This is a genomic window from Clostridium sp. UBA4548 (assembly GCF_002387895.1).
Lineage (GTDB): Bacteria > Bacillota > Clostridia > Clostridiales > Clostridiaceae > Clostridium_J.
Map to the genome: position 1 here is coordinate 122370 of NZ_DGLI01000037.1, position 11899 is coordinate 134268.

General features: G+C 30.3%; 11 protein-coding genes and 1 pseudogene. 8 read left to right on the plus strand and 4 right to left on the minus strand.

Annotation, left to right across the window (positions count from 1 at the left end; all coding sequences use genetic code 11):
- Positions 1–199 precede the first annotated feature (199 nt).
- Both B3040_RS14120 and B3040_RS14125 read left to right on the plus strand, forming a co-directional pair.
- On the plus strand, positions 200–565 hold the full coding sequence (locus B3040_RS14120; protein WP_291574440.1) for a DUF2500 domain-containing protein: 366 nt from the start codon (positions 200–202) through the stop codon (positions 563–565).
- A gap of 29 nt (positions 566–594) precedes the next feature.
- Positions 595–1491: a class I SAM-dependent methyltransferase gene (locus tag B3040_RS14125; protein WP_291574442.1), complete on the plus strand. Its 897-nt coding sequence runs from the start codon at positions 595–597 to the stop codon at positions 1489–1491.
- A 105-nt stretch (positions 1492–1596) separates the two neighbouring features.
- Here the strand turns inward: B3040_RS14125 and B3040_RS14130 are convergent, their stop codons facing one another.
- Positions 1597–2019 (minus strand): putative ABC transporter permease, encoded by a 423-nt coding sequence (locus tag B3040_RS14130; RefSeq protein ID WP_291574444.1) that lies wholly within the window; start codon positions 2017–2019, stop codon positions 1597–1599.
- 604 nt (positions 2020–2623) lie between these two features.
- Between B3040_RS14130 and B3040_RS14135 the strand changes: the two genes are divergently transcribed.
- The 6 genes from B3040_RS14135 to B3040_RS14160 all read left to right on the plus strand — a co-directional run bounded on the left by B3040_RS14135 (position 2624) and on the right by B3040_RS14160 (position 8233).
- Positions 2624–3196, plus strand: a complete 573-nt coding sequence (locus B3040_RS14135) for an RNA polymerase sigma factor (RefSeq protein WP_291574446.1) — start codon at positions 2624–2626, stop codon at positions 3194–3196.
- Positions 3186–4004 carry an anti-sigma factor family protein gene (locus tag B3040_RS14140; RefSeq protein WP_291574448.1) on the plus strand — a complete coding sequence of 273 codons (819 nt, stop codon included), beginning with the start codon at positions 3186–3188 and terminating at the stop codon, positions 4002–4004. The genes B3040_RS14135 and B3040_RS14140 overlap by 11 nt, the downstream gene beginning before the upstream one ends.
- A gap of 264 nt (positions 4005–4268) precedes the next feature.
- A complete protein-coding gene (locus B3040_RS14145; RefSeq protein WP_291574450.1) occupies positions 4269–5498 on the plus strand; it encodes a S8 family serine peptidase in 1230 nt (409 codons plus the stop codon).
- Between the two features lie 304 nt (positions 5499–5802).
- Positions 5803–6567 carry a DUF1287 domain-containing protein gene (locus tag B3040_RS14150; protein WP_291574452.1) on the plus strand — a complete coding sequence of 255 codons (765 nt, stop codon included), beginning with the start codon at positions 5803–5805 and terminating at the stop codon, positions 6565–6567.
- Between the two features lie 351 nt (positions 6568–6918).
- Entirely contained in the window at positions 6919–7449 is a 531-nt protein-coding gene (locus tag B3040_RS14155; protein ID WP_291574454.1) for a YcxB family protein, read from the plus strand.
- A gap of 391 nt (positions 7450–7840) precedes the next feature.
- Positions 7841–8233: a DUF2500 domain-containing protein gene (locus B3040_RS14160; protein WP_291574456.1), complete on the plus strand. Its 393-nt coding sequence runs from the start codon at positions 7841–7843 to the stop codon at positions 8231–8233.
- Positions 8234–8433: 200 nt separating this feature from the next.
- Here the strand turns inward: B3040_RS14160 and mscL are convergent.
- The 3 genes and pseudogenes from mscL to B3040_RS14175 form a co-directional block, all read right to left on the minus strand.
- Positions 8434–8835, minus strand: a pseudogene (gene mscL / locus B3040_RS14165) (large-conductance mechanosensitive channel protein MscL); the annotation flags it as partial.
- Between the two features lie 216 nt (positions 8836–9051).
- The gene (gene proS, locus B3040_RS14170) at positions 9052–10488 is read right to left on the minus strand and encodes a proline--tRNA ligase (RefSeq protein ID WP_291574458.1); all 1437 of its coding nucleotides are present in this window, start codon (positions 10486–10488) and stop codon (positions 9052–9054) included.
- Positions 10489–10601: 113 nt separating this feature from the next.
- Positions 10602–11525 carry a DMT family transporter gene (locus tag B3040_RS14175; RefSeq protein WP_291574460.1) on the minus strand — a complete coding sequence of 308 codons (924 nt, stop codon included), beginning with the start codon at positions 11523–11525 and terminating at the stop codon, positions 10602–10604.
- Positions 11526–11899: the final 374 nt, after the last annotated feature.

Consider the following 11899-nt stretch of genomic DNA (forward strand, 5'->3'; position numbering starts at 1 on the left):
CAAGAGTTTTAAGAAAACAAGTTAAGTTAAATAGCAATTAATTCTTAACTTCAGCTTCTAGCACAGGTGGGAGCTAGGACTTCTTGTATTTCAATTAATATAAACTCTGTGTGGATTATAATAACAGGATTTTACTAATATGGGGTACTAAGTACAAGTATACTGCGTATAATATAATAAAACTTTTTAGGAGGTTACAATGGATTTTATGTTTAATCTTTTCCCAATCTTTTTCATTATAATTTTTGTAGTTGTCATAGGATCTTTTATAGTAGCTGCAATCGCTGGTGTAAAAGAGTGGAGTAATAACAATGGTCAGCCAAAGCTTACTGTAAATGCAAAGATAGTTGGAAAAAGGGAAAATGTTACTCACCATAATCACAATAATGGGGACCAAGTACACCATACTACATCTACCACATATTATGTGACCTTTGAAGTAGAAAGTGGGGATAGAATGGAGCTTACTGTTAGTGGACGTGAATATGGAATGCTAATTGAAGGAGACAAGGGGAAGCTTCATTTTCAGGGAACTCGTTACTTAGGTTTTGAAAGAATTTTCTAAAGTTACTTAGAAAATATGGAGGTACTAAAGTGAATAATTTATGGTCAAATTGTGTGCAAGGACCTTTGACCTTAGATTTAAGTAGAGAGATAAGGTTTAAGGATTGCTATAAAGATAAACTTATGGAGGCACTAGGGTTAAAATCAGAAATCACAGTGATTGATATAGGTTGCGGACCTGGTACCCTTACAAGAAAATTTTCAAAATGGCTTGGAGAACAGAGCAAAATAATTGGAATTGATATAGATACAAAATTTATAGAATATGCAAAAGATAAAGCAAAGGCTCTAGGAATAAATAATATTTCCTATATTGAAGGAGATGCATTAAAGCTTCCTTTAAAAGATAACTCGGTAGATGCCTGTGCTTCTCATACAGTAATAGAGCACGTACCTAACAAGGAATTTTTACTAGAACAAAAAAGAATCTGCAAACCAGGGGGAACAGTATCTGTAATTAGTGTAATGCATAAACAAATTATAAGAGCACTATCTAAACAAGGGCCACAAATTAGCCAAAGAGAAAGAGAACTATGGAGTGTTATAGATGAATATTGGGAAGCGGAAGATAAAAATAGAGAGGTAGATAAATATCAGCTAAAACCAATTGAACTTCCTTTACTATTTGAGGAGCTAGGGTTTCACCATATTAAAATTGATGCCTTAGCTATTCCAACTTGTGTAGATGACTGTAGAAATAATCAGCAGGATAGAATTGCAATTATAGAGTCAGAACGAGCTATGGAATTAGAGGCTTTAGAAATAGGCATAAGACAGGTTCCTTATAAACTTCCAAAGGAAGATATTGAAGAATTAAGAAGTTTAATTGAAAATAGATTTGAAAAAAGAATTGATATGATAGAGAAAGGAAAAACTATTTGGGACTTTACTGTTGTAACTTTAATTATTGTTAGTGGCAGGAAGTAAATAAGTTAATTAACCCTAGATATCTTTAAGGTTTCTATAAAATTAGAAAACCTAATAGAAATCTAGGGTTTTTAGGAGGTAATAAGCTTTAATTAAAGCTTATTTTTATGCCTTTGATTCAGTGATGCTACGCTGAACCATAAGAAGCATATCGTGAAATTTTTCAAATAACAAACCTGCAACGAACCACGCGGGGCCATAAGCTAGGGTGATTACGCCGTAAATTTGCAAAGGCTTAGTTGTATAATCCCAAGGACAGACACCTATAGTATACTTAAGTAGCATACCAGTAACAAATTCTGCTACAAGAATTAATAGCATATATAACCCTCCTCTAATAACAATTGGAAGGTGTCTTATCCTGTTATGGACGGGCTCAAGAAAAACAGCAAGGCCGTATATGGGGAACATCCATATGTAGGTATGGCCTGTTAACTTTACATCACCACTTAACATAGAAAACAAACCAGTCCATAAAACCTCTACACAAAAACCAGCAAGTCCGTAGATAATAAATCTTTTTCCCATATCTATAGTTTTTTCATATATACTAAAACTATGCAATTAATGTTAAATAGTACAAGTATCTGAGAAAATTACATAAACTTTACAAATCTGCGTTACTTTTTTTATATCTATTGCGTCTAAGAAGTGTAAAGAGCATTTGGAGAAAATAATTACTGTAATCATTACAGAAAATTTACAGTAGTTGTTTTAATAAGATTTAATTAATAAGTATCTAAAAGCCAAGAAGGAAGCTAGGAATGCAGTTTATAGGCTTTCAAGGTGAAAATGAATGAAATTTATCACCCAAAAGCCTTATGAGCACCAAGGTAGAACTAATGTAGAAGTTAAGTCTTGACTTTGGTTCTCTATAATATAAGTGAAGGTATAAATTGCCTTCTATATGTCCCAACAAAGCAAATAATAAAGGCATTAAGATAAGAAAATGAAAATAGCCTTACACTTAAATAAACTAAATAACTTAGCTTCCTATCTATTTAACTTTTGAAAGATGAAATTTTCCTTAGCACCGAGATTATCTATTTTTTTAAGGAGAAGCAATTTAAAAATAAATTTATATCTTTATTAAATTATTTCATGTAAAATAACTAGATTATTTAGGACGGTGATGAAGTTGGTAACTGATGACACATTAATAGATAAGGTTTTGGCAGGAGATTGCCAAGCTTTTGAAGTACTTATTAAAAAGCATCAAGGAGTAATTTATAATTATTTATATAAAATTACTCTAAGTAAGGAAGATGCAGAGGATATGACTCAAGAGGTATTTATAAAGGCATATAACAAGCTATATATCTTTGAGAAAAAATCTAACTTTTCTACTTGGTTATTTAAAATAGCTGTGAATACTTTAAATGATAGCTTTAAAAGGAAAAAGCACTATGATTTAGATAAAGAAGAGGCCATGATGAATATAAAGTGTAGTGAAAGAGATATTCCTGAAGAGGCATTAAGTTTAAAAGAGAAAAAATTAGAGGTTTTAAAACTTTTAGATGGATTAACCTTAGAACAAAAAAATGCAATAATACTAAAATACGTTAGGGGTTTTTCTTATAAGGAGATAGGTAAGATTTTGGGAGTTAACGAGGAATCTGCGAAAATGAAAGTTTACAGGGCAAGGAAAAAGCTTTGCAGTACAAAAAGCAATCATATTGAAGGGAGTGTTTTAAGTGAAGTGTAATACAGATACATTGTTTAAATTTATAGATAACACCCTATCCGATGAGGAAGAATTAATATTTGAAGAACATATAAACCATTGTGAAACCTGCAGGGAAACTTACAACACTTTTAAGCTTTTAGAAGTCTTAGAGGAAGAAGATGATATAAGCATAGATTTTTCAAGTAAGGTAATGGAAAATATCGATAAAAACAAATATTCTAAGAAAAACTATTGGTATTTAAATAAATTTTTAATAAATAAGAAAAATATATACAAATTTGCAGCAGTAGCTATGATAGCCATTATGTTTACTGCTGGAATATTAAATAATAAATATATAGGGTTATTTATGAAGGGGATTAACACTGCAAATACAACCAAACAAGGTAACCTTTCTCCAGCAGCAAATAATAGCAGTAAAGAGGGAGAATTAGGAGAACGTATTATATTAAGTAAGGATATGGTTAAGGCAGCAAATATAAATCTAATATTATACGATTATAAATTTACTGAAAGTGATAGGGTAAATTCACAAGAGATAAATAAAGAAATTGATAAAATAGAGGAAAGAACTATATGGGTAACTCTAAAGCCATATACACCTAACCTTGATTTAGATAGTCCTATATTCAAAATCAATATAGAATATGAAAAAGTAAAATATGAGTACTATGGTTATGAAGCAAAGGGTTTCAAGGAAAAAACTATTATATTACAAAAGTACACTGGAAATATAAATAAAGATAAGGAATTTTACTTATTAGAAGAAGAACATAACATTATACAAGATTTAATGAACAAATTTGCTGCTAATGAGAAAAAGTAACTTAAAATATGATTTTTGACAATATGAATTTGTGTGCAAAAGCAATTCTCTGGAAGTAATTTTCCAAAAATATCTAAAACATTAAGAGGGTGGGAAACACAACAAGATTTTACACTAAGAAATATTTCTATGCCCCAAAGTAACTAACTGGTCCTTTAATTTATTGTTTTACACTGATCAATCAGATTGAGTTTAGTTCATTTTTATGGTTAACCATTACATTCTTTAATAGTAATATACAGTGTTGTAAGGGGATAGAGGTTTATGAAAAAGTATATATTGTTATCAATAACTATAATTATTTTATTATGGAGTGGATATTTTTTTAGTAGTAAGATTTCAAAGGATAAAGAAGTTTCAACCTTCTTGAGTAAGTCCTACGAATTGCCTGCTTTTGATGAGAATCTTCCAGATCCACTACATGTTAGGTTGAACCAAGTTGACTTAAAGGGGAAAGATTTATCAGAGCTAGATATAAATGATAGAAGCAAAGATCTATTTTATGCGTACTTTGATACTACAACTAAATGGCCAACTAAGGATAAAATGCCAAAGGATTATAATCCAAAAGAAATATTAAATATGGGGAAAGACCCAGGACTTGATATAAAAAAGCTTCATAAGCAAGGGATTACTGGGAAAAATATAGGTATAGCAATATTAGATTCACCTTTAAAAAATAAGCATGAAGATTACCAGGATAGAATAAAACATTACGAAGAGTTATATAATCCAAGAACCGATAATCTCATGCATGGGCCAGCTGTAACATCAATCGCTGCAGGTAAGACTGTAGGGGTAGCACCTAAAGCTGATATATATTATTTTGCAATTAATAATACTTATCTAGATAAAGGGGGTAATTCACACATGGATTTTGAAAAAGTAGCAAATGCAATAGATAAAGTGATAAATTTAAATAATGAATTACCAGATAATAAGAAAATAAAAGTTATTTCTATGTCTATGGGATGCTCTCCAGAAGATAAAGGATATAAGGAGTTTGTAGAAGCTGTAGACAAAGCTAGTAAAGAAGGCATATTTGCTATTTCTACATCATTATCTAGTACACATGGATTCAAGTTTTCGGGATTAGGAAGATTCCCAGTAGATAACCCTAATGAAACCTCATCATATGTAGCAGGTAAGTTTTGGGAAGGAGCAGTTTTTTCAAAAAATACTCCAGAGCAATTTTTAGAATGGGATACAGGATATGTACATTTCCCAATGGATTCTAGAACTGTTGCAGGATCAAACTACAATGATGAGTATGTTTTTCATAGATATGGTGCATTTAGTTGGGTAGTTCCATATATCTCTGGATTATATGTATTAGCTTATGATGCAAATGATAAGATTACACCTGAAGTTTTTTGGAAAACTGTAATAGAAACAAGCAAGCCAATTGAAGTTGAGTACAAGTCAAAAAAATATGAATTTAAACATGTTATAAGTCCAGTAGATTTGATAGAAAAAATAAAAACACTTAGCTGAAAAAAATTATACTGTGTATATTAGTATTTTTTTCAATAAGAATATTTAAAACATAGCAGGAAATTAAAGCTTATTCTATAGGCAAACCTATAAAAGGTTTGCTTGTAGAATATTTTATTACATAAAGAATTTAACTTTGAAATTATAAAAACTCTATAATCTTTAATGTATTAACTTTAGGTTTTATTTAAAGATTTAGATTGCTGAACTAGCTTAAAAACTACGGGAATATACGCATTTGTTCCATGAACTTATCATAATATATAGACAACTATATAAAATCTGTAATACAAGGGGGAATACTGTGGGCAAATACTATGTTAAAAGAGTAAGTAGGGATAGTGCTATAAAGAAAGTATTTAAAAGAATTGGAATTTTATGTTTCATTGCAGTATTTATTTTTACTTCTGTCTTTATTTTAGTAAGACCTTTTAGAAACTTTGTTATTGGAAGAGCTGGAAATACTATTTGGTGGTTTGAAAATGAACTTCATATTGGAAAAAGAGTTGAAGTTTCTGAAGAATATTCTACGGTAGATAAAAATAATAATGGGATACCAGACCCTTTAGATATTGTTCAAACTGCAAGAAAAGAAGCAGAAAATAAGACAAAGTATAAGGATGCTTACTATGTAGATGGATATCCACCAGAGGGGGAAGGGGTATGCACCGATGTAATATGGAGAGGGTTTGAAGGCATTAATGTGAACCTAAAGAAATTAATAGATGAAGATATCAAGAAGAATAAGGATAAGTATTGGCGAATAGAAGGTAAGGAAGACCCTAATATAGATTTTAGAAGAGTACCAAATCAATTGGTATTTTTTCAGGAACATGCCCTTTCTTTAACTACAGAAATGAAACCCAATGATCCTGAAAACCTTAAGCAGTGGCAACCAGGGGATATTATTGTTATGTTAAAGCCTTATGAGCATGTTGCCATTGTTTCAGACAGGAGAAATAGCAAGGGAGTACCTTATATAATTCATAACACAACACCTAATGCCGCAGAGTGCCCCTATATTTATCAAGGAGTAGAGATTGTTGGCCATTTCAGATGGAAATACTAAGGCGAATAAAACAATACATATGGTTATAAATATGTATTGTTTTATTGATATTTATAAGAATATATAAATAAATATTGTTATATTTAAATATTTATAACAATATATAGTGTTTATGCGGATTTCAGGGTTTTGTGTTTTTTTTACTAGGTAAAAATACTCTAAAAAACAGTGATAATTTTTAAAATAGCGTCTAATTATATAAATTTAGAGTCAATCTTTTAGAGTAGTCAATTGATAATTAGGATTTAAACCTTTAAAATAGTGATATAAGGCATCTTTTAAAAATAAGTAAGCTTATAAAATTTTCCTTAAACATTAATAATTTTACTGAGATTAAGGGGGCAATTTGAAATGAAAATCAGCTATGAACTAACAAAAGAAGATTATATGGAGTTTAATATGCATCATATTTTTAAAACAAAATCTATAAGAACTACTTTATTTATTGAAAGGTTTGTGATTTCAATAATGTTTTTATTGGTTCCATTTTTAATGAAGCCCAAAGGACATATACCTTTTGCTATTTTCTTTATGCCTTTTGCAATAATATATGTGGGTTGGCTTGTGTTTTTCCCAAAATATTTTAAAGGTAGCATTAAGAGAAGATTAGAAAGAATGTTAAATAAAGAAGAAAACAAAAGCTTATTTGGTCCACAGCAACTATCTATTACTGATGTGGGGATTTTTGAATTTGATAATCTTGAAAAAAGTAAGGTAACCATGAAGGATGTGGAAAAGGTAGAGGTAACTGAAAGTTATACTTATATTTATATTAGTGATATGAATGCTTATATTATTCCTCATAGAGCCTTTAAAACCCTTAGTGAAAAAAATGAACTTATAGATTTATTAAAGAAGCATTGCAAAGTCTGTGTAGAATGAGGCATGTATTAAAGTACTTTGGTAAGGTATGTTAATTAATAAAGTAATCCTATTAAAAGAATACTAAGAAAAATAATTAAGGACTTCTCTTAAAAATTAGAGAAGTTTTTTATTTTATAGGAAATTCTATATTTTCACTGAAAATAATAGAATCAAGGCATTAGAATTAGTAGGTTTCAAAACATATATATAATTACAAATGATTACTGTTTTTTTAAAAGGGAATGTGAATGCATGCATGCTTTTGATCTTATAGTATATAAAATTCATCTAGTTCAAAAAGTGAAGAATTAATGAGAATCATAATAATTTGAGAATAAACAAGTTATATAGAAACATTAATGAGGGTAAATCGTATAATGTAGTATAAATAAGTATTGTGGAGGGTATTATGTTAAGTCATAATTTAGCTCTTTATATATTTACCCTTATGCTATTTTTCCTTTTTCTAATAGCTTCAATAGGATTTCTTACTATGATGTTTAATAACGGTGCAGTGCTGACCTATAATAGCTCTAAGCCTGTGCTAACAGTGGAAGGGAGAATAATTAGTAAACGATTTAAAACCTTCCAAGATACTCAAAATTTTGGAGATATGATTCCTAGTTACAATTATCTAGCTATGTATTATGTAACTTTTGAATTAGAAGATAAGGAACAATTGGAATTCTGTGTGTCAGCAAATGAGTATGAGGAGTTCAACGAAGGGGATACAGGAAAACTTAGTTATCAAGGGAATAAATATTTAGGTTTTGAAAGATCTAAGGAAATGGAACAAAATTAGTTTCTTTAAAGAAGCAGAATTATAAAATAAAAAAGGGTGTTACATCAAAATAGAATTTTGACACAGCACCCTTTTTATTTTTGTTTATTGATTTTTTCAACCTAATCTAAAGTCTATATTTTATACTAGGCCTGGGTTTGATTTATAGCTCCATTTTCATTTTTACTTGAGGCTATATTTTCATTATTTTCTCCAGAAAAGCTATTTTGAGCCTTTAGCAAATCACGGATTTCAGTAAGAAGTAACTCTTCCTTAGATGGTTTTGGTTCTTCTTTAACAGGTTGTGCACATGCCTCTTTCCTTTTAAATTTATTAATAAACTTAATAAACAAAAAGATAGAAAATGCTACAATTATAAAATCAATTATATTTTGCAAGAAGATTCCATACTTAAGGACGATAGGATCTCCACCTCCAAAAGTAGGTATAGGTTGAGCTAAACCTGCCACATTAACTTTACCTAGTAATAATCCAAGTAGAGGAGTTATAATGTCGTTAACAAGTGAACTAACAATTTTACCAAAAGCTCCTCCGATAATTACCCCTACAGCTAAGTCAATAACATTGCCTTTCATAGCAAACTCTTTAAATTCTTTTAACATATAATACACCCTTTACAAATTTATTTGTAGGAAATCAGTTTAACGTTCAATTTAAACATGAGTACATCTTAAGGTCATTAAGCCTTATAAAAAATATACTTATATTTATCTAAAGTTTGTGACTTTGCTTAAAATTAAAATAGCTAGAGACTAGTGATTTCCTAAAAAATTTTTTTATAATTAAATGGAAGTTTGCTTTTTACGTCTAAAGTAATTTTAGTAAGCTTTTCCCCAGTAAACTAATTTACTTGCTTCTTTTCCACAGCAAATGCATTTATCACTTATATTTTCCTGTGCGAAAGGCATACATCTTGAAGTAACTCCAGCAACTTCTTTAAGTTTATCTTCGCAAGCCTTATCTCCACACCACATAGCTTTAATAAATCCTGGCTTAGTATTTGCAATTTCAATGAAACTATCCAAGTCAGTTGCAGAATAAGTCTTTTCTTCAGCACTTTTCCTTGCTTTTTCGAGAAGTTCTATCTGCATTAAGTCTAAGATTTCTATGATTTTGTTTTCTATTTCCTCAAGAGAAACTATAAGCTTTTCCCTTGTATCTCTTCTAACTAAAACAGCTTGATTATTTTCTATATCCTTAGGGCCCATTTCAACTCTAATAGGAACACCTTTCATCTCGTACTCATTAAACTTCCAGCCAGGCATTTTATCAGAAGCATCTAGCTTAACTCTAGCTACTTTAGAGATTCTGTCTTTAAGCTCTGAAGCTTTATCTAAAACCCCTTCTTTATGCTGAGCAATTGGCACAATTATTACTTGGGTTGGAGCAATTCTTGGTGGAAGTACAAGACCACTATTATCACCATGAACCATGATTATAGCTCCAATTAAACGAGTAGTTACACCCCAAGAAGTTTCATGAACGTATTGGAGCTTTCCAGTTTTATCTGAGTACTGGATTCCAAAAGCTTTAGCAAAGTTATCTCCAAAGTTATGGGAAGTTCCATTTTGAAGAGCTTTACCATCGTGCATTAAGCTTTCAATGGTGTAGGTTGCAACGGCACCAGCGAACTTTTCCTTATCAGTTTTTCTACCTTTAACTACTGGAATTGCAAGAACCTTTTCACATAAATCAGCATAAAGGTTTAAAATATCAACAGTTTCTTTCTCGGCTTCCTCTGGAGTAGCATGGATTGTGTGACCTTCTTGCCATAAAAATTCTGTAGTTCTTAAGAAAGGTCTTGTAGTTTTTTCCCATCTAACTACAGAACACCACTGATTGTATAGCTTAGGAAGATCATTGTAAGATTGAACAATCTTTGCGTAATGCTCACAAAATAGAGTTTCAGAAGTTGGTCTTACGCATAATCTTTCAGCAAGAGGTTCAGAACCACCATGGGTTACCCAAGCAACTTCAGGGGCAAAACCCTCAACATGATCCTTTTCCTTTTGAAGTAAGCTCTCAGGTATAAACATTGGCATATAAACATTTTCGTGGCCAGTAGCCTTTAGCTTATCATCTAAGTTTCTTTGAATGTTTTCCCAGATCGCATAGCCATAAGGTCTTATAATCATACAACCCTTAACACTTGAATAATCAACAAGTTCAGCTTTCTTTACGATATCTGTATACCATTGAGCAAAATCTTCATCCATAGAAGTAATTGCTTCAACAAACTTTTTTCCTTTTGACATAATTTTTTACCTCTTTTTTCAATATTTTGATTTTTATATATAATTTAAGTTAATAAACACATTTTGTCAATATGCCGAGATGTAGTGAGAAGTCCAAATAAGAAAAATTATAATTATTGCCCTAGAACTTCCTCTTTACCTTCCTTTAGTATTTCAACTTGTAATTCTTTTTCTGGTTTTTCCTTTGCAAGAAGCACCACAGAAACCAAGATTAAAACAGTACCTAGGAAAACACTAAAGGTGAAAGCTTCCTTAAATAATATTATACCCATAATTATGCTTACTATGGGTTCAAAAGTGCCTAGTATAGCAGAAGGAGAAGGCCCAATAATTTTTATAGCCATCATAAGCAGTAATATAGAAGCTATATTTGATATTAATGAAATTCCAATAAGAGAAGTAACTGTATAAGTGTTTATTGGAAGAGCAATATTTCCTGTTATGGCAGTTGCAGTGAAAATAGTTATTCCAGCAAATATACTTATATAAAATACAGACACTAAATTATCTAAAGTTTTTAGTGCAGAGTTATTCATACCAAAGATGGATATAGAATGAGTAAATCCTGAAGCTAAGGCAAGAACAACTCCAATTATATTTATATTTTCAAATTTAAAGCCTACTAAAAGATAAATACTAATCATTGATAAAAATAAGGATATTAGTTTATTTTTAGTAAGAGGATCTTTGAAAAATATTCGGTTTATTGCTACCACCACCGCAGGATAAATGAAATGTAAGGTTGTGGCAAGTCCTGTAGGAATATAGTTATAAGAAAAAAATAACAAAGATGCTGTGGGAACAAAGCCACAAAGAGATACTACGGCTAGGGCTTTAAGCTGATTTTTATCTATCTTATAATTCACCTTTTTAAAAAGAAAATATACAAAAAGAATAAGTGCAGAAAGCAAAAATCTAGTGCTTAAGATAGATAAAGTATTAGAACCGTTATTAGCTGCATATTTTGCAAAAATAGGCATAATCCCAAAGGCAGCAGAAGATAACAAGGCATATATTATGCCATTAATTTTTTTCATGTCATCACCTCAATAATATATTTATGTATTTTGTTTTGAACAATAAATCTTTCCAAGGATAATTCTATCATTTTATGAAGAATATAAACAGGTTTAATATATAAAAATTAGATTTTATAGAGAACTCAAATCAATAATTAATTTTTACATTGAGACTATCTTGGGCGTCTTAAGGCTTATTCAAGATAGATTTCATTCATCAGAAATGGATTAAACTTTTACTAAGGTAAATTACCACTGGGATGTATGAAAAGGTTGCTACTAATTTTCTATTCATATTAAGCTTAAGCTTTAGGAATATCATTACAGTAGTTTCATGATAAAATAAAGTCATAACAATATGTTAAGTAGCTTATGGACAAGCCACCAAATTT

Coding starts and splice junctions, on each gene's coding strand:
- B3040_RS14120 (WP_291574440.1), top strand. CDS start 200: ATGGATTTTATGTTTAATCTTTTCCCAATCTTTTTCATTATAATTTTT.
- B3040_RS14130 (WP_291574444.1), bottom strand. CDS start 2,019: ATGGGAAAAAGATTTATTATCTACGGACTTGCTGGTTTTTGTGTAGAG.
- B3040_RS14135 (WP_291574446.1), top strand. CDS start 2,624: ATGAAGTTGGTAACTGATGACACATTAATAGATAAGGTTTTGGCAGGA.
- B3040_RS14145 (WP_291574450.1), top strand. CDS start 4,269: ATGAAAAAGTATATATTGTTATCAATAACTATAATTATTTTATTATGG.
- B3040_RS14155 (WP_291574454.1), top strand. CDS start 6,919: ATGAAAATCAGCTATGAACTAACAAAAGAAGATTATATGGAGTTTAAT.
- B3040_RS14160 (WP_291574456.1), top strand. CDS start 7,841: ATGTTAAGTCATAATTTAGCTCTTTATATATTTACCCTTATGCTATTT.
- proS (WP_291574458.1), bottom strand. CDS start 10,488: ATGTCAAAAGGAAAAAAGTTTGTTGAAGCAATTACTTCTATGGATGAA.
- B3040_RS14175 (WP_291574460.1), bottom strand. CDS start 11,525: ATGAAAAAAATTAATGGCATAATATATGCCTTGTTATCTTCTGCTGCC.